General features: G+C 38.3%; 20 protein-coding genes. 13 read left to right on the top strand and 7 right to left on the bottom strand.

From position 1 onward, the window contains the following. Positions 1-11 precede the first annotated feature (11 nt). Positions 12-476 carry a hotdog fold domain-containing protein gene (locus QLG01_RS17015; protein ID WP_250375316.1) on the bottom strand — a complete coding sequence of 155 codons (465 nt, stop codon included), beginning with the start codon at positions 474-476 and terminating at the stop codon, positions 12-14. Positions 477-594: 118 nt separating this feature from the next. On the opposite strand from QLG01_RS17015, the gene QLG01_RS17020 reads away from it, so the two are divergent. Continuing rightward, positions 595-1,218: a TetR/AcrR family transcriptional regulator gene (locus QLG01_RS17020; protein ID WP_282496990.1), complete on the top strand. Its 624-nt coding sequence runs from the start codon at positions 595-597 to the stop codon at positions 1,216-1,218. A 62-nt stretch (positions 1,219-1,280) separates the two neighbouring features. On the opposite strand, the gene QLG01_RS17025 is transcribed toward QLG01_RS17020, so the two are convergent. After that, positions 1,281-1,982, bottom strand: coding sequence for an SIMPL domain-containing protein (locus tag QLG01_RS17025; RefSeq protein ID WP_151766895.1), 702 nt, complete (start codon positions 1,980-1,982; stop codon positions 1,281-1,283). Positions 1,983-2,448: 466 nt separating this feature from the next. Here QLG01_RS17025 and QLG01_RS17030 point away from each other — a divergent pair, with 466 nt between their 5' ends. The 3 genes from QLG01_RS17030 (at position 2,449) to QLG01_RS17040 (ending at position 7,072) form a co-directional block, all read left to right on the top strand. Next, positions 2,449-3,822, top strand: a complete 1,374-nt coding sequence (locus QLG01_RS17030; protein WP_004790853.1) for a diaminobutyrate--2-oxoglutarate transaminase — start codon at positions 2,449-2,451, stop codon at positions 3,820-3,822. Between the two features lie 2 nt (positions 3,823-3,824). After that, entirely contained in the window at positions 3,825-5,357 is a 1,533-nt protein-coding gene (locus QLG01_RS17035; protein ID WP_013197139.1) for an aspartate aminotransferase family protein, read from the top strand. Between the two features lie 284 nt (positions 5,358-5,641). Beyond that, a complete protein-coding gene (locus tag QLG01_RS17040) occupies positions 5,642-7,072 on the top strand; it encodes an aldehyde dehydrogenase family protein (RefSeq protein WP_282496991.1) in 1,431 nt (476 codons plus the stop codon). A gap of 69 nt (positions 7,073-7,141) precedes the next feature. Here QLG01_RS17040 and QLG01_RS17045 read toward each other — a convergent pair whose 3' ends face one another. Continuing rightward, positions 7,142-7,627 (bottom strand): Lrp/AsnC family transcriptional regulator, encoded by a 486-nt coding sequence (locus tag QLG01_RS17045; RefSeq protein WP_004643588.1) that lies wholly within the window; start codon positions 7,625-7,627, stop codon positions 7,142-7,144. Between the two features lie 134 nt (positions 7,628-7,761). Here QLG01_RS17045 and QLG01_RS17050 point away from each other — a divergent pair, with 134 nt between their 5' ends. The 9 genes from QLG01_RS17050 to blp2 all read left to right on the top strand — a co-directional run bounded on the left by QLG01_RS17050 (position 7,762) and on the right by blp2 (position 20,608). Then, positions 7,762-9,483, top strand: coding sequence for a thiamine pyrophosphate-binding protein (locus QLG01_RS17050; protein ID WP_013197141.1), 1,722 nt, complete (start codon positions 7,762-7,764; stop codon positions 9,481-9,483). A gap of 140 nt (positions 9,484-9,623) precedes the next feature. Then, a complete protein-coding gene (locus QLG01_RS17055) occupies positions 9,624-11,003 on the top strand; it encodes an amino acid permease (protein WP_005307314.1) in 1,380 nt (459 codons plus the stop codon). Between the two features lie 476 nt (positions 11,004-11,479). Further along, entirely contained in the window at positions 11,480-12,511 is a 1,032-nt protein-coding gene (locus tag QLG01_RS17060) for a substrate-binding domain-containing protein (RefSeq protein WP_013197143.1), read from the top strand. A gap of 99 nt (positions 12,512-12,610) precedes the next feature. After that, the gene (gene pstC / locus QLG01_RS17065; protein WP_005307309.1) at positions 12,611-13,990 is read left to right on the top strand and encodes a phosphate ABC transporter permease subunit PstC; all 1,380 of its coding nucleotides are present in this window, start codon (positions 12,611-12,613) and stop codon (positions 13,988-13,990) included. Further along, positions 13,987-15,384, top strand: coding sequence for a phosphate ABC transporter permease PstA (gene pstA, locus QLG01_RS17070; RefSeq protein WP_004790867.1), 1,398 nt, complete (start codon positions 13,987-13,989; stop codon positions 15,382-15,384). The genes pstC and pstA overlap by 4 nt, the downstream gene beginning before the upstream one ends. A gap of 13 nt (positions 15,385-15,397) precedes the next feature. Beyond that, positions 15,398-16,300, top strand: a complete 903-nt coding sequence (gene pstB / locus QLG01_RS17075) for a phosphate ABC transporter ATP-binding protein PstB (RefSeq protein WP_005307307.1) — start codon at positions 15,398-15,400, stop codon at positions 16,298-16,300. Positions 16,301-16,446: 146 nt separating this feature from the next. After that, entirely contained in the window at positions 16,447-17,409 is a 963-nt protein-coding gene (sohB, locus tag QLG01_RS17080) for a protease SohB (RefSeq protein ID WP_049837203.1), read from the top strand. Positions 17,410-17,546: 137 nt separating this feature from the next. Next, complete coding sequence (locus QLG01_RS17085; RefSeq protein WP_282496992.1) at positions 17,547-18,164, top strand: cytochrome b/b6 domain-containing protein; 618 nt, start codon at positions 17,547-17,549, stop codon at positions 18,162-18,164. A 245-nt stretch (positions 18,165-18,409) separates the two neighbouring features. Then, positions 18,410-20,608: an Ig-like repeat protein Blp2 gene (gene blp2, locus QLG01_RS17090; RefSeq protein ID WP_282496993.1), complete on the top strand. Its 2,199-nt coding sequence runs from the start codon at positions 18,410-18,412 to the stop codon at positions 20,606-20,608. 41 nt (positions 20,609-20,649) lie between these two features. Here the strand turns inward: blp2 and QLG01_RS17095 are convergent, their stop codons facing one another. The 4 genes from QLG01_RS17095 to mnmA all read right to left on the bottom strand — a co-directional run bounded on the left by QLG01_RS17095 (position 20,650) and on the right by mnmA (position 24,693). Then, a complete protein-coding gene (locus QLG01_RS17095) occupies positions 20,650-21,288 on the bottom strand; it encodes a DUF2238 domain-containing protein (protein WP_282496994.1) in 639 nt (212 codons plus the stop codon). An 82-nt stretch (positions 21,289-21,370) separates the two neighbouring features. Then, positions 21,371-22,759, bottom strand: a complete 1,389-nt coding sequence (gene purB / locus QLG01_RS17100) for an adenylosuccinate lyase (protein ID WP_005307301.1) — start codon at positions 22,757-22,759, stop codon at positions 21,371-21,373. 55 nt (positions 22,760-22,814) lie between these two features. Continuing rightward, entirely contained in the window at positions 22,815-23,546 is a 732-nt protein-coding gene (gene hflD, locus QLG01_RS17105; protein WP_004643577.1) for a high frequency lysogenization protein HflD, read from the bottom strand. A gap of 13 nt (positions 23,547-23,559) precedes the next feature. After that, complete coding sequence (mnmA, locus tag QLG01_RS17110; RefSeq protein ID WP_004790881.1) at positions 23,560-24,693, bottom strand: tRNA 2-thiouridine(34) synthase MnmA; 1,134 nt, start codon at positions 24,691-24,693, stop codon at positions 23,560-23,562. Between the last annotated feature and the right edge of the window lie 3 nt (positions 24,694-24,696).

Raw genomic sequence — 24,696 nt, forward strand, 5'->3', positions numbered from 1 at the left:
GGGCTTTTTTATTATTTCTTTTTAGAAATCCACATGGTAATTATAGCTTGAAAGACTTTTTCTTTCTGGGAATCATAGATTTCTACATTTACTAAATATTCGCCAGCTTTATCCCAGTCATAATTTTTTTCTACAGGCGTTGCAACTGCAATTAAGTCTGTTTCTGCTTTTTTCAAATATTCGACAGTCATACCTTTAGGAATCCAGCGATGAGTAGAAGGTACAGTGACTTCGGTCATTGTTCCACCTGCAAGCTCGGCCATATTACACATCGCAATCGCATGAACTGTTCCAATATGATTGAGAACAGATCGTTTTTTCTTAATGGCTATTTCACAATAATTAGGTTTTAACTCAATAAATAGCGGCGAAATACTGCCGAAATAAGGTGCTTTTAAACATAGCATGCGTGAGAAAGTCCATTTTCCTTTCGGAAAAGTAGACACTTTGTTCCAAAGTTCTAAAGTGGTTGCCATGATTTAAAGCTCCATATTAATAAAAACAGAATTATATTCTTTAACAGAATATAATTCTGTTTACAAAAGTGAGTCAAGTCATTCAGAATATCTCCGATAACTGGTTAGGGAACAAACAATGCAATCTGCACAAGAGTTATTAGAACGGTTATATCCAGGCAGAAGGGCTGCTTTAAAAAGACAGATTTTATTAGATGCCTTGTCTTGTTTCTTAGAGAATGGAATTGAAACCACTAGCATTGAAATGATTCGTTCGAAATCTGACAGCAGTGTAGGGGCTATTTATCACCACTTTAAAAATAAAGAAGGGATTGTTGCGACTTTATTCTTTGCAGCTTTAGATGACCAAGCGGCATTAAGAGATGAATATTTGGAAGGTACAAAATCCCTTCAAGAGGTTTTATATGCTTTTATTCATAGCTATGTTGATTGGGTTAGTGGACAGCCTGACTTTGCTAAATTTTTGATATCTGCTCGTTTTAGTGTGATGCAGGGGGAAGATCAGGAACGTCTTATTCAGAAAAATAAATTAAGAAATCAAAAGATCTTTAGCGAAATTTCAAATTATGGTGAGGCTGAGTTTTTAAAATCTATACCGCATGAGTTATTACTTTCATTAGTCATTGGGTCTACAGAAAACTATTGCCGTGCGTGGTTATCAAAACGTGTAAAGTCCGATCCAAAAGTTTATAAAGATATTCTGGCGAAAGCTGCTTGGGATTCTTTGCAAAATTTGGGTTAAATATTTTGATTCACACACAAAAAAAAGCCGCATATTTCATGCGGCTTTTTTAGCTCAAGCAATTATTTAAATTGAATTGAACCGTTTGCATTCACAGTAATTTTAGATTCACCAGCTGCCATGTCTTGAGCTGGTGCAGCTTCGGCCATAGCAAACTTAGCCATACTCGCTCTCATTACAGGCTGAGGGAAATAGTTGTTGGTATTTAAGTTTAAGTTAACGAGCGTGTATTGGCTTTTATTCCACGCTTGAGTCAACATTTGAGCACGTTGTTGAAAGTTTTTAGATGCTTCGACCATCAAATCATTTTCAACTTTTTTACGTTGCTCATCTGAAACCGTAAAATTAATCGATTGAGTTTGGAAGCTTTGTTGCAATTCATTGACTAACTGGCTTGCTGCTTTAAAGTCTTTACTTTCAAGACGAATTTCAGCACGGCCACGCCATTCTTTTAGCTTATTACTATCGTTATCGTAAATTGGATAAGTGCTTTGAGCACCAGTTTCCACTTTTACTTGCGGATATTTACGAGAAACGGCAAGTGCCTGATTCATTAATTGATTAATCTGATTTGAAAGTTCGGCTGGTTGCTTGTTACTTTTTTCAATATATAAAGTTGCGTGCATTTCATCATTAGAAACTTGACGAGAAGCTTCAGCTTGTACATTCACTATATTATAGTTCAAAGCATTATCATCCTGAGCAAAAACTAAAGGGCTTAGGAGAGAACCTAAAAGAAGGGTTGAGACAGCTAAAGTACGCATAATTTTTTCCTTTAAAAATTAATATAAATTTAATTTTTTTCATTAAGAAATGTTAAACATAAGTTATGCATAACTTTTGCAGATTTTGTGGCGTATTTGTAATATTTAGATCAGTTTTTTTAAATTTTGGTAAATATAAAGTCTTTTAAAAATAAATACTTAAAAATAAAGTGTGTCAATGTAACTTAAAAAATCAAAGTAATATAAAAAAAGAATATTTTCTTTAGGTTGTCACATAGTATGATGATAATTCATCTTAACTATTGGGATGATACATTTTTTCAATAAGATTAGATGAGTAAAGTACATAAAAGACGTTTTTTTTCTTGTAAAATTAGGTATCATCGCGCTCCTAGTTACAAGATATAAAATAAGTGTCTTTACTAGTTCTATAAAGCACCGAGTCAAAGGACCAAAAGTCACCAGACTTATTTCTTTCTACCCCTATCAGAGATGGTAATCCGATATGAGCGTTACTTCCGTTAACCCTGCCACTAATGCTACTAACGAATATTATTTGACTCGCCAAAGTCAAATGGAATCAAATGTTCGTAGCTATCCACGTAAATTACCGTTAGCGATAGCGAAAGCACAAGGATGCTGGGTTACTGATGTTGAAGGTACAGAGTACCTTGATTGTTTAGCTGGGGCAGGTACATTGGCTTTAGGTCATAATCATCCTGCGGTGATTCAAAGTATTCAAGATACATTGGCAAGTGGTTTGCCATTGCATACTTTAGACTTAACCACACCTTTAAAAGATGCATTCACTGAAGCATTGTTAGCATATTTACCTGGTGGTAAAGAAGAATACTGCTTGCAGTTCTGTGGTCCTGCTGGTGCAGACGCAACTGAAGCAGCAATTAAACTTGCTAAGACTTACACTGGCCGTAGTTCAGTGATCAGTTTCTCTGGCGGTTATCATGGTATGACCCATGGTGCACTTGCTATGACTGGTAACTTAAGTGCAAAAAATGCAGTTAACGGTTTAATGCCAGGCGTGCAATTCATGCCATATCCGCATGAATACCGCTGCCCACTTGGTTTAGGTGGTGAAGCTGGTGTTGACGCTTTAACTTACTTCTTTGAAAACTTTATCGAAGATGTTGAAAGCGGTGTAACAAAACCGGCTGCTGTTATTCTTGAAGCGATTCAAGGTGAAGGCGGCGTAGTTACAGCTCCAGTAAAATGGTTGCAAAAAATCCGTGAAGTGACTGAAAAGCACAACATCGTTTTAATCTTAGACGAAGTTCAAGCTGGCTTTGCACGTTCAGGCAAAATGTTTGCATTTGAACATGCAGGTATTGAACCTGATGTTGTTGTAATGTCTAAAGCAGTAGGTGGTGGTTTACCACTTGCAGTATTAGGTATTAAACGTAAATTTGATGCTTGGCAGCCTGCTGGTCACACTGGTACTTTCCGTGGTAACCAACTTGCTATGGGTACAGGTCTTGTCGTATTAAAAACGATTACTGAACAAAATCTTGCTCAAAATGCGCAAGAACGTGGTGATTATCTACAAGCTGAATTTAAAAAATTAGCTCAAGAATTCCCATGTATCGGTAACGTACGTGGTCGCGGTTTAATGATCGGTGTTGAGATCGTTGACGAGCGTAAACCAGCTGATCGTATTGGTTCACATCCTGCTGATTCACAATTAGCTGCTGCGATTCAAACTGCTTGTTTCAACAATAAATTATTGCTTGAAAAAGGCGGCCGTAACGGTACAGTAATTCGTTTACTTTGCCCGCTTATCATCACTCAAGAAGAGTGTGTTGAAGTAGTTGCTCGCTTTAAGAAAGCAATTGCAGAAGCATTGGTTGCAGTACGAGGCGCATAAGTATGGTGGATTTTGCAGAACATCGTAAAGCGTTACTCTGCAATGATGCACAATCCATTGCTGACTATGAGTCAGCAATGGGCGAAGCGGTAAAAGCCGTTTCAGCATGGTTGCAAAATGAAAAGATGTACACAGGCGGTAGCATTAAAGAATTGCGTTCAGCAATTTCTTTCCAACCTTCAAAAGAAGGTATGGGTGTACAAGAATCACTTCAACGTATGATTGAGCTTTTCTTAAATAAAAGCTTAAAAGTACATCATCCACATTCATTAGCACATTTACACTGCCCAACCATGGTGATGAGCCAGATTGCGGAAGTGTTAATCAATGCAACTAACCAGTCTATGGACTCATGGGATCAAAGCCCAGCCGGTTCATTAATGGAAGTTCAGCTCATTGATTGGTTGCGTCAAAAAGTTGGTTATGGTTCTGGTCAGGCAGGTGTTTTCACTTCTGGCGGTACTCAATCTAACTTAATGGGTGTGTTACTTGCTCGTGACTGGTGCATTTCGAAAAACTGGAAAGACGAAAACGGTAATCCGTGGTCTGTACAGCGTGATGGTATTCCAGCTGAAGCAATGAAAAACGTCAAAGTTATTTGTTCTGAAAATGCACATTTCTCTGTGCAAAAGAACATGGCAATGATGGGCATGGGCTTCCAGTCAGTTGTGACTGTTCCTGTGAATGAAAATGCACAGATGGATGTAGATGCTCTCGAAAAAACGATGGCGCATTTGCAATCAGAAGGCAAAGTGGTTGCTTGTGTTGTTGCGACAGCAGGTACAACTGATGCTGGTGCAATTGATCCATTGAAGAAAATTCGTGAAATCACAACGAAATATGGTTCATGGATGCATATCGATGCGGCATGGGGCGGTGCATTAATTCTGTCAAATGACTACCGTGCAATGCTTGATGGTATTGAGTTATCTGACTCGATTACCCTCGACTTCCATAAGCATTATTTCCAAAGCATTAGCTGTGGCGCGTTCTTGTTAAAAGACGAAGCGAACTACCGTTTCATGCACTACGAAGCTGAATACTTGAACTCTGCTTATGACGAAGAACATGGTGTACCAAACCTTGTTTCTAAGTCATTACAAACGACTCGTCGTTTTGATGCATTGAAATTGTGGATGACAATTGAGTCGCTTGGTGAAGATCTTTACGGTTCAATGATTGACCATGGTGTAAAACTTACTCGTGAAGTTGCAGATTACATCAAGGCAACTGATGGTCTAGAGCTTTTAGTTGAACCACAATTTGCTTCGGTATTGTTCCGTGTTGTACCACAAGGTTACCCAGTTGAGTTTATCGATAGCTTGAACCAAAACGTAGCGGATGAATTGTTTGCACGTGGTGAAGCAAATATCGGTGTAACAAAAGTTGGTAATGTACAGTCATTGAAGATGACAACATTAAGCCCTGTTGTGACATTTGAAAACGTTAAAAACCTTTTAGGTCAAGTATTGGCTGAAGCTGATCGCATTAAAGATGCGATTGCTTCTGGTAACTATGTACCACCAATCGACTAATTGAGTTGATAACAAAAAAGCCCGGCTTCTTGCTGGGCTTTTTTATTACAGATTCTTTTATTCAAAATGTGTATGAGTAAATAGAAATATGCACAAACCATGCATATTTTTCAAAAACAAAAATAATTATGCATGATCTATCTTAAGCAAATTTCTTATTGTATAGGTATGTCCCCAATATTTTTGGTCACATCGATATATCAATATCGTACTTACTTTAAATAATCCCGTTTTAACTGAAAAAAGTAAGTGGCTGTAATTACAATTAAGACAAGGAAGAAGAAATGCAACAAGTTAATGTGCTTAATGAATTTAAACTGATTATAAACGGTCAATCTTGTTCAGGTGAACAGGGTGAACTAGAAGTTATTAACCCTGCTACAGGTCTAACAGCCGCACGCTGTGCAAAAGCATCGGTTGAGCAGGTGAATCAAGCAGTGAGTGCAGCTAAACAAGCATCTAAAGCTTGGCAACAAGTTTCACATGATGAACGTAAATCGATTTTAAACAAAATTGCAGATGGTATTGAAAAGCACGCTGAAATGCTTGCAGAGCTGGTTGTGCTTGAGCAAGGTAAGCCACTGGCACTCGCGCAAATGGAAGTGCAGGGTGCAATTGGTTGGACTCGCTATGCCGCTGCTATGGATTTACCTGTTGAAATAATTGAAGACAGTGAAACCAAGCGTATTGAACGCCATCGTCAGCCATTAGGTGTAGTGGCTTCAATTACTCCGTGGAATTGGCCTCTCATGATTGCTGTTTGGCATATCATGCCTGCTTTACGTGCTGGTAACGTTGTCATTAGCAAACCTTCTGAATACACACCACTATCAACTTTGCGTCTATGTGAAATCATTCAGCAAGAAGTTCCAGCAGGTGTTATTTCAATTGTGGTAGGTGCTGGTGAGATTGGCGAAGCATTATCTTCTCATCCAGATGTGCAAAAAGTCGTGTTTACGGGTTCAACTCGAACAGGTCAACACATTATGGCTGGTGCAGCTCAACAGTTAAAACATTTAACATTAGAGCTTGGCGGTAATGACGCTGGTATTGTATTGCCAGATGCAAATATCGATGAAATTGCAGCTAAGATTTTTAATATGGCATTCTTGAACGCTGGTCAAACGTGCGCGGCGTTAAAACGTTTATATGTACATGAAAGCCAATATGAAGCTCTATCTCAAAAGTTAGCTGACATTGCCAACGCTCAAATTGTGGGTGGTGGAATGGAGTCTTCTACAACGTTTGGTCCGGTGCAAAACCAAATGCAATATAACAAAGTGAAAGCGCTTATTGCTGAAGCCATAGAGCAGGGTGCAAAAGCACTTTCTGGTCAGCAGCAGTTACCAGAGCAAGGCTACTTTATTGCGCCTACTATTTTGACAGAAGTGTCTGACTCTTGCCGCGTGGTACAAGAAGAGCAATTTGGTCCAGTGTTGCCTGTTTTAAAATATACTGATATCAACGATGCCATTGCTCGTGCCAATGACAGCGAGTTTGGTTTAGGTGGTTCAATCTGGTCTTCTGATATTAAAGCTGCTCAAACTTATGCTACACAGCTTCAATGCGGTACTGTTTGGATTAATACCCATGCAGAAGTGCTGCCTCATGCCCCTTTTGGTGGCTGGAAAATGTCAGGCTTAGGTGCTGAGTTTGGCTTAGAAGGTTTGCTTGAAAATACGATTGGGCAAACGGTTCATATCAGTAAAGTCTAAATATTAATTTTAAGGCGGATGATAGATCCGCCTTTTTATTTTAAATTATCTTATTAAATACTAAGTTGCTTAAGTCGTGTGATGGTAACCGTGACCTTTAGGCTTGATTAAAAAATGATTCTGTTCTTTAATTTTTTTCAGAACAATGTAAGACTTTATGTGGCCAATAAAATTATAGGAAAGCAATCTTTCGGTTACAAATTGAGAAAGCTGTTCTAAGTTTTCAGCAACGACTTTTAAAATAAAATCCGCATCGCCACTAATTGAAAATGCATCTTGAATGTTATCTTCCGCTTCAATTAACTCTTGAAATGCCTGCTGAGATTTTGCCTCGTGTGTTCTTAAATTAATGTGAATCATCGCTGTGACTTCCAGTCCTAGCGCTTGTTGCTGGATGCGGGCCGTATAACCTAAAATTATGCCTTTTTGCTCAAGTAGCTGTCTTCTTCTAGAACATTGCGAAGCAGATAAACCGATTAAATCTCCAACTTCCTGATTGGTGAGCCGTCCATTCTTTTGTAGTGCCTGAATGATTTGCCAGTCGAACTTATCCATTGCATAAAATCCTTTTATGATACACAAATCATGTATTTTTATTAAAATGCGTTTTCATTATGCACGAAATCTAAAAGGTAGATGAAATATTATTTTTCTATGGAATAAAAATTGGTCTCAAAGGATATAGAGCAATGTTCATAGAAATCGGTGACTTTTTAAATCTTCGTTTAAAACAAATGGGTATCCAACATCTCTTTGGTGTACCTGGTGATTTTAACCTCTCATATCTCGAACAAGTTGAAGCAGATCCAGAACTCGAATTTATCGGAAATTGTAATGAATTAAATGCTGCCTATGCAGCTGATGGTTATGCACGAATTAACGGTTTTTCTGCCTTAGCAACTACTTATGGTGTAGGTGATTTAAGCGCGATTAATGGCATTGCAGGTGCATATGCAGAAAATGTACCTCTTATTCATATCTCAGGTATTCCGCCTTTACATGCAGTTCAAAAGGGCACTTTAATTCACCATACGCTTGTCGATGGTAACTACGACAATATTATGAACTGTATGAAAGAGTTTACGGTTGCTCAAACACGTTTAACTCCTGCCAATGCAGCTTTTGAAATTGATCGTGTATTACGTCAGTGTTTCCTTGAACGTCGCCCTGTGCACATCCAGTTAGCGGGAGATATTACTCACGTTAAAATTGAAGTTACTGACCGCCCACTTGATTTAAGTTATCCATCTGTTGAACCAGACTTATTGCAAAGTGTGGTAAGCAAACTTTGCGACATTTTGAACAATGCAAAAAGCCCAGCACTTCTTATTGATAATGAAGCTTCAGTTTTTGGTGTAACTTCACTTTTAAATGATTTATCTCAAAAATGCTCAATTCCATTTGCGGGTATGAATACTGCAAAAAATATTATGGATGAAGGCTCACCTCGTTATATCGGAACGTATGTAGGTGGGGCAAGCCAACCACATGTAAAAAATATTATTGAGCAATCTGACTGCCTAATTGGTATTGGTGCACGTTTTACAGATGTTGGTTCAGCTGTATTTACTCATCAAATTGAGACCAAGAATTACATCGAAATTAAATCTTATGGCTTAAATATCTTTGGTCAGGATTTTCCAGGTATTGAAATTGGACAGTTACTTGTTGAGCTAAATAAAAAAGTTGCGCCACGTAAATCGTCAATGCCTTTTCTTGAAAAACAGCCACAGAAAGTAATAGAAGCTCCAGCCCAACAAAAGCTAAGCCAAGATGTGCTTTGGAACTATATTGCAGGTTTCTTAAAAGAAGATGATGTGATTATTGGTGAAGTAGGAACTTCAAACTCAGCTTTGTCTGGTTTAAAACTTCCTGCTACAGCTAAATATATTGCTCAGCCACTTTGGGGTTCAATTGGTTATACCTTGCCGGCTTTACTTGGTAGCTTGTTGGCAGCTCCTGAACGCCGTCAAATTTTGTTTATTGGTGATGGTTCTTTCCAGCTTACGGTACAAGAGCTTTCTACGATTATTCGTCACGGTTTAAAACCTATTATTTTCTTGCTGAACAATGGCGGCTACACCATTGAGCGCTTAATTATGGGTGAAAACGCAGCCTATAACGACGTGCAAAACTGGAAATATACCGAAATTCCTGCGGTATTTAACGGTAAAAAAGGCCATACCACCTATGTGGTTGAAACTGCTGGACAGCTTAGAAGTGTTTTAGAGAATGTTCATTTAAATGATCAGTTAACTTTTATTGAATTAAAACTACCGGCAATGGATGCGCCAGTAAGTTTGAAAAAATTTGCTTCAGTCATCGCGCGTTTTGATTACGGCGATCGTGGTTATGAAATTTTAAAGGAGCGTTCCCAGCCTATTAAATGTAAGGATGCAAGCTCGTTTTAAATAGAAGATAGGACAAGTCTTCTCAAAATTAAATGGACTCATATTAAAGCAAACGTATTTCCGAAGGTCGGTTTCTGGCCTTCGGATATGGTGCTGAATAAAGGTGTACAGGAAGTGACACCAACATTGGAGATAATGTTATGGATGCAAACAATAAGCACGAGTTAAAACAAGGCTTATCCAATCGGCATATTCAACTCATCGCACTAGGAGGCGCGATCGGAACAGGGTTATTCTTAGGTCTTTCTCAAACGATTAAACTGGCAGGTCCTTCAATTTTATTAGGATATGCAATTGCTGGAATTATCGCTTTCTTAATTATGCGTCATTTAGGTGAAATGGTTGTTGAGGAACCAGTAAGTGGTTCTTTTAGTTATTTTGCGAACAAGTATTGGGGCAAAATGGCTGGTTTTATGTCTGGCTGGAATTACTGGGTGTTGTATGTGCTGGTAAGTATGGCTGAACTCAGTGCAATTGGAACCTTCATTCAGTTTTGGTGGCCTGAAATTCCGACATGGCTGACTGCTTTATTTTTCTTTATTTTAATTAACGGCATTAACTTGGTGAATGTCCGCTTTTTTGGGGAATCCGAATTCTTATTTTCCTGCATTAAGATTGTTGCAATTTTAAGCATGATTGGTTTTGGTACTTATCTCTTATTTACAGGTTCGGCTGGTCCGCAAGCAGGTATTGCAAATTTATGGCAACACGGTGGTTTCTTCCCGCATGGGATTCACGGTTTTGTCATGGCTTTAGCCGTTATTATGTTTGCATTTGGTGGTCTAGAACTTATTGGTATTGCTGCTGCTGAAACGAAAAAACCTGAAACCACTATTCCAAAAGCAGTGAACCAAATTGTTTATCGTATTTTAATTTTTTACATCGGTGCTATTGGGATCTTACTGTGCCTTTACCCTTGGAATATGGTGGCAGAAGGCGGTAGCCCATTTGTTATGATTTTCCAGTCATTAAACAGTAATGGCGTTGCGAATGTTCTTAACTTTGTAGTTTTAATTGCTGCTATTTCGGTTTATAACAGCTGTATCTATTGTAATAGCCGTATGTTGCATGGTTTAGCAGAGCAGGGCAATGCTCCTGCAATTTTGAAAAAAGTAAACAGCCGTGGTATTCCAGTTCCAGCAGCGGTTGTTTCTGCATCAATCACAGCAATATGTGTGGTCGTAAATTACCTAATTCCTGGACAAGCCTTTCAGCTCTTTATGATGCTTGTTGTGGCTGCACTTGTTATTAACTGGCTTATGATTTCAGTCACGCATTTGAAATTTACCAAAGCAATGAAATTGCAAAAGCGTCAAACTAAGTTCCAAAGTATTATGAGTCCATGGAGTAATTACTTAACCATTAGCTTTGTATGCTTTATTCTTATTATTATGGCAATGACGCCTGATATGAGATTGGCCGTTATTTTGGGTCCAATCTGGCTTGCTGTTTTAGCGCTGATGTATTTCTTCAAATACCGCAGAAAAATGGTCGCAATGCCAGAAGTGCAATCGAATTAATCCACTAAATTTACAATGATATTGCGGTTACCTTACATACGGTAGGTAACCCTTTATCTTTTGTCATATTATTTTCATGTTACAAAGAAATTATTATCTATCGTAATTTTTTATCAGAATTTTTGTCATAAAATTATTTTTAGTAGTAAAAGTAAAAATACAGTTAAATTATCGATTTTTAAAATAATTATAATATCTTTTAGTTTTATATTTTATGAAGACTTAAAATCTATATTTTTAATCAGTGTCATAATAGAGACTAATATACAGAGTAAAATATCTGCTTAAGTTGAATTAAATATTTGATAACAGATAAAAAATAATAATGTGACAATTAACAATATCGAAATCATTAAAGCGTCATCATACTGTAACTTAATTGTCATATTTTCTATTCACAATGCAGCTATCGAAGAGCGTACAAGCACTCAACAAAAAGTGACGTACAACCTATTGCATTAATGAGAGAGAACAGAATGCGCTTAAATCCACGTCAAATCGCAATTGCGTTAGCAGTAACTGGGGCAGCTGTAACAACGACTGCAAATGCAGCTCGTGATACGATTCAAATTGCTGGTTCTTCAACTGTACTACCATTTGCCAGCGTTGTAGCTGAAGAGTTTGGTAATACATTTCCTCAATTTAAAACTCCTGTAGTTGGTTCTGGCGGTTCTTCTGCTGGTTTGAAACAATTCTGTCAAGGCGTTGGCGATAACACAATCGACGTTGCTAACGCTTCTCGTAAAATTAAAAGCACTGAAATTGAAGCTTGTAACAAAGCTGGCGTAAAACAAATTCAAGAAATCAAAATTGGTTACGACGGTATCGTATTTGCGTCTAACTCACACAAAGCAGCTTATAAATTAAAACCTTACCATGTGTTTGCTGCCTTAGCTGCACAATTACCTTCAAATGGTAAATTGGTTCCAAACCCATATACAAACTGGAACCAGATTGATAAATCACTTCCAAATGAACCAATTACTCTTGTAATTCCTGCATCCAACCACGGTACTCGTGAAGTTTTCCAAGAGAAAATGGTTGATGCTGGTTGTGAAGCATATGAATACTTCAAGAACTTAGATAAAGATGCTCAGAAGAAAGCATGTTCTACTTTCCGTAAAGATGGCCGTGTAATTGAAATTGCTGGTGACTATACAGAAACTCTAGCTCGCTTAAAGACTTCTCCAAGTGCAGTAGGCGTGTTTGGTTTAAGTTTCTATGATATGAACCGTGACAAGTTACGTGTAGCAACTGTAAATAACGTTGTTCCATCTGAGAAAACTGTATTGAACGGTACATATCCTGTGTCTCGTCCATTATTCTTCTACGTGAAAGGCGAACATTTAAAATCAGTTAAAGGCTTACCGCAATATGTAGAATATTTCGTAAGCAAAAAAGCAACAGGTAAAGGCTCTAAAGCTGAACGTGATGGCTTAATCGCAATGTCTGATGCTGAACGTGCAAAAGTATTGGCTGACTTTAAAGCAGGTAAAACTGTTAAATAAGTTAGTTTGAATAGGGGCTGGTGATCTTGAGAGTTCATCAGCCTTTTTGTCTAACTTGTTTTTCCAAATTATGACAATTGAGAAAACAGTGGAGAGTACATGAATCTGCTACTTATCGGTGTGTTGTTAGCCCTTGTGGCAATCGCATATCAACTTGGGCTGAGAAAGAGCCGTAGCCTAGCAGGTAAGGGAAGCAACTCGGCGACATTACATTCTCGTCCTGGTTATTATGGTGCACTGGTTGGTCTTTGGTGCGGTATCCCTGCTTTTTTAATTTTGATCATTTGGAGCTTGGTTGAACCAAGTATTTTAAATCACATTATCTTTAATAATATTCCTGCATCTGTAAGTGCATCACTTGATGAAGCTGGCAGAAGTGTCTTGATTGATCGTGTTCAAGCGATTGCTTCAGGTTTTGGGGTAAGTGATAAGCCAGCAGCCTATGAATTAGCTGCTGCACAACAGTTTGCAAAATTTCAAACCATTGGCTCTTTTGCCAAATTTGCTGTTGTAGTTTGTGCAGCTTTATTAGGTTTAGTGTGGGCAAAGAAAAAGATTAATCAACAATATCGTGCACGTAACCAAGTTGAACGTGCGATTAATGTTGCTTTGATTTTATGTTCTGGTGTTGCGATTTTAACAACCATCGGTATTGTGATGTCGATGTTTGGTGAAGCAATGCACTTCTTCCGTTTTGTAAGCCCGCTTGATTTCTTCTTCGGGACAGAGTGGAACCCAGGTTTTAGTACTTCGGGTAATGCAGAAGGTAGTTATGGTTTATTACCATTACTCTGGGGCACACTCATGGTCAGCGGCATTGCTTTATTAGTTGCTGTACCCATTGGATTAATGATTGCCATTTATTTAGCTGAATATGCTTCTCCGTGGTTACGCTCGTGGGCAAAACCAACAATTGAAGTTTTAGCGGGTATTCCAACAATTGTTTATGGTGTGTTTGCCATGATGATTATTGGACCATTTTTCAAGACAGCTGGTGCTTACGTTGGTCTTGAAATTAACGCGACCAGTGCTTTAACTGCTGGTTTCGTGATGGGGATTATGATTATTCCGTTTGTTTCTTCTTTATCAGACGACATTATTACCCAAGTACCTCGTGCCTTACGTGACGGTTCTTTAGGACTTGGAGCAACTAAGTCAGAAACAATTCGTCAAGTCGTTTTACCTGCTGCGTTACCGGGTATTACTGGTGCCTTTTTATTAGCTGTCTCTCGTGCCGTAGGGGAAACCATGATTGTGGTTTTGGCAGCAGGGAACAGTCCACTTTTACATGCAAATCCATTTGAAGCTGTTTCGACAGTGACCGTTACGATCGTAAAACAGTTAACTGGTGATACTGACTTCGCCAGCCCACAAGCTTTGGTTGCATTCGCGTTAGGTCTGACACTCTTTGTGATTACCTTATGTTTAAACATTGTTGCACTGTACATTGTGCGTAAATACCGTGAGCAATACGAATGAGTACATCAAATACATCGTCTCCTATGGATCAGAACGTATTTGATCCACAAGCTGCTGCTCAAGCACGTGATCGCCGTAAAAAAGTGATTGAAAAGTCATTGGCTAAACGTCACCGTAAAGAAAAAGCTTTCCGTTTTGCTGGTTTATCGGCAGTTGTTATTGGTCTTGCATTCGTAGCGCTATTGTTTAGCAGTATTTTGGCAAAAGGTTTACCTGCTTTTTGGCAAACGAGCATGAATGTTCCAATTTATTTCGATCCGAAAGTAATTGATGCAGGTCCAGTACCTGTACGTACTCAAGGTGAAACACCTGCTCATTACCAAGAGCGTTATGTCGATTGGCAGACTAAAATGGGTATGGTGGATTGGGATGGCATTATTGTAAATGGAATGATTGCCAAAGATCCTGCACTTGCTAGTGAGCGTGATTACTTAAGTAGTCTTTATGCAAGTTCAGAGGCTTATCGTTTACGTGACATGGTTTTTGCAGACCCATCACTCATTGGTAAAAAAGAAAATATTAATTTCTTGGGTGATGCCAATGTTGATGTCTGGTTAAAAGGTAATATTGACCGTTCATTGCCAGACGATCAGCAACAACTTGAACCAGAAGTACGTAAACTTGCGGATGAACTAAAAGCAAAAGGTGTTCTTGAAAATACGTTCAATTTGAACTTGTTTAAGAATCCGGACTCTCGTAGTTCACCAGCAATTAGTGGTCTTGCTGGCGCATTTATGGGTTCATTATTCATGATGCTGATTGTGATCATTATTGCGATTCCAATTGGTGTTGCCAGCGCAATCTATCTTGAAGAATTTGCTCCAAAGAATATTGTCACAGACATTATTGAAGTTAACATCAATAACCTTGCTGCTGTTCCTTCAATTGTGTTTGGTTTACTCGGTGCGGCAATTTTTATTGGCTGGATGCATTTACCTTTATCGGCTCCGCTAGTCGGTGGTTTAGTTTTAAGTTTGATGACATTACCAACAGTCATTATTACTACGCGTGCTTCATTAAAAGCAGTGCCACCTTCTATTCGACAAGCCGCACTTGGTTTGGGAGCTTCTAAGTTCCAGACCATTTTCCACCACGTTTTACCATTAGCTTTACCAGGCATTATGACCGGCTCAATTATTGGTGTTGCTCATGCGCTTGGTGAAACTGCACCTTTACTTTTAATTGGAATGAGTGCATTCGTTGCTAGCATTCCAGCAACACCATTTGATCAATCAACTGCATTACCTGTCCAAGTTTACTTATGGCAAGGTAATGAGTTGCGTAACTTCTTCGAAGGCCGTACTGCCGCTGCGATTATCGTACTACTTGCACTAATGATTGGTCTAAACAGTCTTGCAATTTGGTTACGTAAAAAGTTCGAAGTGCGTTGGTAATAGAGGATAAATAATGAATACTATTGATATTACGAATTCCTTAGAAAAGGATAAGTTAGTGAACACTGAACAATCTCAATTTACAGATAAATCGCAGAATCATGGCACTTCGTATGTTTCGCATTTTGAACCACAAACTTCAAAAAAGCAGAACTCAACCGAAATCAAAATTAGTGCACAAGATGCCCATGTTTATTATGGTGATTTTGAAGCGATTAAAGGTATTGACCTCGATATTTACAAGAACGAAGTTATTGCTTTTATTGGACCGTCAGGTTGTGGTAAATCTACCTTTCTTCGTACGATAAATCGTATGAATGACACCATTGATGGTTGCCGTGTGACAGGTAAAATTACACTCGATAACCACAATATTTATGATCCAAACCTTGATGTCGTATTATTACGTGCTCAGGTTGGTATGGTATTCCAAAAGCCAAACCCGTTCCCTAAAACTATTTTTGATAACGTGGCTTATGGTCCTAAACTTCACGGTCTAGCGCGCGATAAATATGATCTTGAAGAAATTGTTGAAAATAGCTTACGTAAAGCGGGTCTATGGGACGAAGTGAAAGATCGTTTGAATCAACCGGGTACTGGTTTATCAGGTGGTCAGCAACAACGTTTATGTATTGCTCGTACGATTGCAGTAAGTCCTGAAGTGATTTTGATGGATGAGCCATGTTCTGCGCTTGACCCAATCGCAACAGCAAAAATCGAAGAATTAATTTCTGAATTATCAACGCAATATACAATTGTTATTGTGACTCACTCAATGCAACAGGCTGCACGCGTGTCTGATCGTACTGCTTATTTCCATTTAGGTGATTTGATTGAAGTTAACTCAACTGAAAAAGTCTTTACTCAACCTGACCACCAGTTGACGGAAGCTTATATTACTGGACGATTCGGTTAGTTAGTCATCCATATAAAAAAAGAGCCATGTGCTCTTTTTTTATTTTATAAATGAAAATGACTCTATTTTGCAAAAACGCTATTGAATTTTAATCAAAACGACCACATCTTAAGGCTATAAAAGATAACTTATGAGCTTAGAATTTTATGTTATTCCATTTGCCTAAACTCCCTGCAGAAATACGTGTTAGTCATTTAAATGCACGTGTAAATGAACAGAGAAAAAAAATTGCACAAACAACTGCAAGCCGTTTAGAACTTTTACAATTGGCTCAACAACTTGCTAAAGAAGCTAAAATTCGCCGTAAAAACAATCAGAAAATCTTTGTTTTAGATTTTAAGGGTGATATCCAAGCCTCAGCAGTTGAAAACTTACGAGAAGAAATTACCCTCATTTTAGCAACTGCTAAAGCAGGCCGTGACCGTGTTGTGGTTCGCCTTGAAAGCCCAGGAGGCATGGTACATGGTTATGGTCTAGCAGCAGCTCAATTAGTACGCTTACGCGATGCAGGCTTCCATTTGACGATTTGCGTAGACAAAGTAGCAGCAAGTGGCGGCTATATGATGGCATGTATTGCAAATGAAATTATTGCAGCGCCGTTTGCTATTGTTGGTTCAATTGGTGTGGTTGCTCAAGTTCCAAACTTTAACCGTCTTTTAAAACAACATAATGTGGATTTCGAGCTTTACACAGCAGGGCAATATAAGCGTACTGTCACGATGTTTGGTGAAAATACTCCTGAAGGTAAAGCGAAGTTCGAAGAAGAGCTTCAACAAACTCATGTGTTATTTAAGCACTTTGTAGAAAAGTACCGTCCACAACTTAATGTTGATAAAGTCGCTACAGGTGAGCATTGGTATGGTGAAGATGCGCTAGAGCTAAACCTTGTTGATAAATTACAAACATCTGATGAGTATCTATTGGCGTTATTACCACAACATGATGTTTATGTGATTAATACACGTAAGAAAGCGACCTTGGGTGAAAAGTTAGGTTTGCAAGCGGCTCAAATGGCAGATAGCTTGATTCCGGCTGTAATGAATAAAGTTGCAGACACGTTGGCCAAAGCCAATTCAACCTTAGTACAAATGCGTGATACTAGATTTTAATTAAGCTAAATTTTGAAAAAGAGAGTGCCTGTAAGGGTGCTCTTTTTTTATGTGAGTGATGAAAGAAATTTGATTAATATTTGTTTAAGTTTCAATTGTAAAAGTTATAGTTAACTTTTTACTTCTGAGTTTTTGTGATGTCAAAAACATGGCCACACATTGATATTCTCATACGTATTTTACATATCATTATTATGCTTGGTTTTATTGGTGCTTACTTCACAGGAGATAATGAAGATCTACACCAAGTCCATATGATGTTTGGTTACGTACTTCTTATTAGTATTACCGCGAGAGTGATCTGGCATTTTTTGAGTCCACGTATTTCAAGTACAACACCGTTTGGTATTAAAAAGCGAAGTAACATAGCAATAAATGCAATTAAAAAATCCTTCAGTCATTCAAACTTTAAGAGTATTTTTTCTAAAAATTCAATTCATTCAATCAGTATTGCACTTTTTCAAACTTCAATTGTACTTATTTTTCTCGTGATTCCAATTGTGGTGGGACTAGGGTATGCGACTGAGCATGTTAATTTTTCTTTGAAAGATCTACACGAATTTTTTGCAAATTTGTTTTTAGCTTTGGTTTTGTTACATATTTCAACTCTTATTCTAAATAGTATTTTTACAAAACGTTTTCAGGGCTGGAGTATGCTAAAAATGACCTTGTTAGATGCGAAAATAACTAAATTTGCTGCTTTATTTCTTTTGATTCTGATAGGTACTTTCAGCTTCTTTTACTTACGAATGTAAATGATGGCCTTAATATATGAGAGATTTAGTAAATACTCGAACAGGGTGCAATTTAAGGTTGATATGAGTTTTATGAGGAATGGATATTTTAATTAAAAGTCAAAAATAATTATTGATAAACATGCTTTTTGAATTGTGATAAACACATGGTTTTGATATTTTAAACAGCAATAAAATAGCTTTTAGATGAAACATTTAAAAAGTTAGACATTTAAAAATATAACTGAAATTCAGGATAGGAAATAATGACAAGAATAATTGTGGCATCCAAAGAGGGTTTGGACGTTCTACAAGATGGTCAGCTCAATAAAGTGGTTTTAAACCAACCAGCAATCATTCAAATTGGTGTAAGTCAAAAAGATATAGCATCGATGGAAAAGCAAGGTGGTAGTCTTATCATCCATTTAAAAAATGGTGAAACCCTTGTTTTAGAAAATTTCTTTAATGAAGCAACAAATACAACAGACCATTCACTTGTTTTTCCGACTGAACACGGAAAATTTGTTGAAGCCCAATTCGATGCACAAGGTAAGGTGATCGACTATACAGGTTTAAACCATGTCACAGATTTAGCCTATACAAGCACTAGTCAACCAGCTTCAACAATGGCGGTTGATGATTCCCCAACGTTTTCGATGGGCAATGTGTTAAAAGCTGGCTTAGCAGTTTTAGCTGCTGAAGGTTTATATTTGTGGGCTTTTGATAAAGATGACAAAGATGATTCTTCAGGACCTGTAGATATCTTGGCACCTGCTGCACCGACTGCTACTGTTGCCGATGATACCGTTACGGTTACTGGTAAAGCAGAAGCAAATGCAAAAATTTATATTAAAGATGCTGCTGGTAATACGGTCGCAACGGGTGTTGCAGATGCAAGTGGTAATTTTACAATTAAACTCGATAAGCCTTTAGCAAATGGAAATAAATTAAATATTTTAGCTGAGGATGCTGCGGGTAATATTTCTAAACCAGGTCTTGTAACTGGTACTAAAGACACAATTGCGCCAGATGCTCCTCAGGCTCAATTAAATGAAGATGGTTCGATCTTAGATGGTAAAACTGAAGCGAATGCTACTGTAAATGTCTATGATGCTAGCGGAACATTATTAGGAACTGTAAAAGCAAACTCAGAAGGAATCTTTTCTTTAAAGCTAACTCCACCTTTGACGAGTGAAGCTGGTGGTAAAGTCATTGCTCAGGATGCTGCCGGAAATAAATCTGAAGCAACACCCATTTTTGCAGGTAAAGATACTATTCCGCCAGCAGCTCCTTTAATTGAAGTAAATAAAGAAGGAACAGTGGTTGAAGGAAAAACAGAAGCTAATGCAAAAGTTCAGATAAAAGATGCTGATGGTAAAGTCATTGGAACTGGTACGGCAAATGCGCAAGGTGAGTTTCAAATTACGCTTTCTTCTGCCTTAAAAGAATCACAAAAGGCGACAATCATTGTTGAAGATGCAGCAGGGAATAAATCTAAGCCTTTAGAAGTCACCTCTGGCTATGACACCATAGCGCCAGATAAACCTACAGCTCAAGTGAATGCAGACGGAACTTCAGTTACTGGTACAGCTGAACCCAATGCAAAAATAGAAATCAAAAACTCAGCAGATAAGGTTATTGGTACTGGAACAGCAGATGCGAATGGAAAATTTACAATCGCGATTTCTCCTGCTTTAACCGATAGCTTAAAAGGTTCAGTAATAGCAACCGATAGTTCTGGAAATAAATCTACTGCGCTGGAAATTGTTGGGAGTGATAAAGATACGATTCCACCTGCTAAGCCTGTGTTAAGAGGTTTAGATGATGATGTAGGGCCTCTAAAAGGAGCAATTACAGCAGGTTCTGAAACCGATGATGCTAAACCAAAATTTACTGTTCAAGTTGAAGCTAACGCAACCTTAACTATTTATGATAATGGGGTCGCAATTTCCATTCTTAAAGTTGGTCAAGTAGATGCAAATAAATATTGGTCATTTATGCTTGATAAAGATTTAGCCCTTGGTAAACATACGATTACTTTCGTGCAAACAGATGTAGCTGGGCTGACGAGTGAAGTGAGTTCACCATTTACCTTTTATGTCGTTGCACCAAAAGTGGCGAGTACCAGTGAAGTTGTCAGTAGTGATGTAAATGAAGTTGTTCCTTCTGTTGCGGATAGCGTTGGGTTAAATACATTAAAGTTAGCGCAAACTACAACTAATGAAACGACTAGTCAGCAGCAAAAATCTGTGTCATTAGATGATTTATTAAAAAGTTCTTCAACGGATGCTTCTGACCCAATCGCAAAAATTTTATCTGCAACAGATTCTAAACCTCTAGTGAATGAGCAGAGCGAAGTAAATAATACAGCGAGTGATGTCGCAACGAATCTAGAACAGCTTCTACCAAATACGACTTCTTCAGCTTTATCAAATTTGTTAGATCAAACTCATTCAGTCGTCTAAAGAACTCTTAAAAAAAGCGCTCATTGAGCGCTTTTTTTTATTTATGAATTATTTATTTTAGGTGCTTTTATAAGAGCTACGAATCCGTAGAGAATGGCACCAATCGTTGCTAACAACATATCTTTATGGGCATCCCACATGTCGCCTTGTTGGCCATTATAATTCTCGGCTTGCTCTGGCGATAAGCCAATCGCAATTACCCATTCAATGAGTTCATAAAAGACACTAGATGCCATGATGAATTGGATCACAAGTAAAAACAGAGTAAAAGGTCGAGCTGTCGGTAACCAAACTTGAAAGACTCTATAAATAAGAGGGTAGAGTAAAATACCATAGGCAAGATGAACTAAACGATCATACATGTTACGGGACCATCCCATGTATTGATCTAGATTAAAATGGAATATGTGTTGAATCCAGCCATTGTACGGAACATATGAGTACAGGTAGTGTGCACCGATAATATGGATGAGCAAAAAAACTAAATAGAAAGTAAAACTTAAATAATCGAGACCAATCTTTTTAAAAATAATAAATAAGAGGACTAACATAAAAATTGTACCCACCTGATGAAGTAAATAAGCTTCAAATTCAAGGGGCTGAATGCCAGACAATATGATGGCAATAAAAATAAGGCCAAGAGCAATATAGTGTTTAAGTTTGAATTGTTTTTCGATCATTTTAGAAATAGTACTTTATTGTGCTTTATATCAGTGTAATAAAAAAGCGAAGCCGAAGCTTCGCTTTTTATGAACTTTTTAATTAGATTTTGCTAATTAAATCGTTAATTTGTTTAGCTTGTTCAGCTGCATTACCTGTGTAAGTTGCAGGAGTAAGTTCAGCTAAACGTGCACGTTCTTCGCTTGGTACTTGAGAAAGTTCATCACCATTTACGAAGTTAACCATCATGTCGCGAGTCATTGCTTGACCACGAGTTAATGCTTTTAACTTTTCATATGGTTTTTCAACGTTATAACGACGCATAACAGTTTGAATTGGCTCTGCTAAAACTTCTTGAGCCTGATCAAGATCTTCAAGTAAACGGTTTGCATTGAGCTCAAGTTTACCAACACCTTTTAAACACGCATCAAAAGCAATTAAACTTTGCGCAAAACCAACACCCATATTACGAAGTACAGTAGAGTCAGTTAAGTCACGCTGCCAGCGAGAAATTGGTAATTTTTCGCCTAAGTGCGCTAATACAGCATTCGCAATACCTAAGTTACCTTCAGAGTTTTCAAAGTCAATTGGGTTAACTTTGTGTGGCATAGTTGAAGAACCAACTTCACCATCTTTCAATCTTTGTTTGAAGTAACCTAAAGAAATGTAACCCCATACATCACGGTTAAAGTCGATTAAAATCGTATTAAAGCGACGTAACGCATCAAACAACTCTGCCATGTAGTCATGTGGTTCGATTTGTGTCGTGTACGGGTTGAATGCTAAACCTAAAGATTCAACAAATGCTTGAGCATGTGCAGCCCAGTCAACATCTGGGTAAGCAGAAAGGTGAGCATTGTAGTTACCTACAGCACCATTGATTTTGCCTAGTAGCTCAACATTTTCAAATTGTTTAATTTGGCGAGCTAAACGGTATGCAACGTTCGCCATTTCCTTACCCAAAGTTGTTGGGCTTGCAGTTTGACCGTGTGTACGAGACAACATGGGTTGTTCAGCGTGAGCGGTTGCTAAAGTAGAGATCGCATTTAAAATTTGCTTCATGCTTGATACTAAAACTTCGCGGCCGTTTTTAAGCATAAGTGCATGAGACAAGTTATTGATGTCTTCTGAAGTACATGCAAAGTGAATGAATTCACCTGCATTTTGTAATTCAGCAATACCTGCGATTTTCTCTTTTAAGAAATATTCAACAGCTTTTACATCATGGTTAGTTGTACGCTCAATTTCTTTAATGCGGTTAGCATCTTCTTCAGAAAAGTTGCTAACAATTGCATCTAAAGCTGCATTTGTTTCATTTGAAAAAGGAGCAACTTCAACTATTTCTGGACGGTTAGAAAGCGCTTGTAACCAACGCACTTCTACAGTGACACGAGCATGAATTAAACCAAACTCAGAAAGAAAAGGGCGTAGCGCATCACATTTGCTGGCATAACGTCCATCTAATGGTGATAGTGCGGTTAAAGCGTTCATAACGATTCCTTAATGTTGGAATAAACATAAAACAAAAAATAATCTCTTTACAGCCTTAGATGACTTGGTACTGTAAACGAGCAAGTGCCTGAATATCCTGTAGCAATTTACGTTTGCTAAAAATCATGTTCCACGAACTACCACCGAGTTGTCGCCATAAATGGGCCATTTGCAAGCCAGTAAACAGACAAGCACGGATGCGGTTAGTATGGTTGGTATCTTTAAATGCTTCTGCATTACCACGAACGAGAATGCGAGGGTTAATCTGCCCAGCAGTATCAACATAAGTTTGGGCCAAATTGGCTAAAATGCTTGGGTGTAAGTAGTTATTATCAAAAAAAGAAAGCTGTTTTAAAATCTTTTGCTGAGCTTTTTCAATGATTGCGACGTATTCAGGGTTGCTATAGACCTTCTTTTCTAATTGCAAAAGGGACATCGCATATGACATTGGAAGCTTGGCAGTGCCCATTTTCGGAAGGCGAGATTTGGGCATATTTGTAAAAGGTTGAGTAATACAATTTTCGAGGGTTTTAAGCCCCAAAGAAATATCTGCCAACTGATTGAAAAAATCTAAAGTTTGAACACCATTGTTGACTGTAGGACGAATATTTAAACTCGCTTTAATTAACAGCTCAAAATAGAAGTTACCACTTTCACCAATACTCTGCTGACCAGTTAAAGCTGTCATGTGCGTGAGCTGGGTAGCCTGAAATACCCCAGCCAAGGCAAGGGCACGGTTTTGGCGAACATTCAAGGCTTGTGATTGTTGAAATGGTAACTCCACCATGTCATTCATTCCCTTAAATAAAATTTGGTGTAGGGGCATTTGTATGGTGAATGACACCCCCGCCTAAGCAAACTTCATCTGAATAAAATACAACGCTTTGACCCGGTGTAACAGCGCGTTGAGGTTCATCAAACTCAACTCGTACACCGTGTTCACTATTTTCATCAATAAAAACTGTACATGTCTGATCAGGTTGGCGATAGCGTGTTTTAGCTGTACAGCGTAAACCTTCAACAGGAATATTCTGTTCACCAGCCACCCAGTCAATTGACTCACTCCAAAGCTGTGTGCTTTGCATGAGAGGGTGTTCATGTCCCTGACCAATAACGAGGCGGTTATTGGCAATATCTTTATGTAGTACGAACCATGCACCTTCCGCTGCACCTTTCAAACCACCTAGACCAATTCCGCCACGTTGACCGAGCGTATAGTACATCAGACCGTGATGTTCACCAACTTCTTTACCTGTATCAAGTACAATTTTTCCAGGTTGAGCGGGCAAATATTGTTTAAGGAAGTCATTAAATCGACGTTCGCCAATAAAACAGATTCCTGTAGAGTCTTTTTTCTTGGCTGTAGCAAGATCAAGTTCTTCAGCAATTCTGCGAACTTCTGGCTTTTCAATCTCACCTACTGGAAATAGGGTTTTGTTAATTTCTTTACCATGAACAGCATGCAAGAAATAAGTTTGGTCTTTGTTATTGTCTACACCACGTAATAATGGTGCGTATGCTTCGCCTTTTGAGTTGTATGCAGTTTCACCACGGCGAGCATAATGACCAGTCGCGATAAAGTCTGCACCTAAAGTCATGGCATGATCTAAAAATGCACGGAACTTAATTTCTTTATTACATAAAATGTCGGGGTTTGGGGTGCGTCCAGCTGCATATTCAGCTAAGAAAAGTTCAAACACGCGGTCCCAATATTCCATAGCAAAGTTTGCTGTATGGAGTTTAATACCGATTTTATCTGCTACTGCTTGAGCATCGGCTAAATCTTCCATTGCCGTACAGTATTCCGTGCCGTCGTCTTCCTCCCAGTTCTTCATGAAAAGACCTTCAACTTGATATCCTTGTTGAAGTAAAAGTGCTGCAGAAACAGAAGAGTCTACACCACCAGACATACCGACGATGACACGTTGTTGCATAGG

This window comes from Acinetobacter sp. V89_4, assembly GCF_029967875.1.
Lineage (GTDB): Bacteria > Pseudomonadota > Gammaproteobacteria > Pseudomonadales > Moraxellaceae > Acinetobacter > Acinetobacter oleivorans.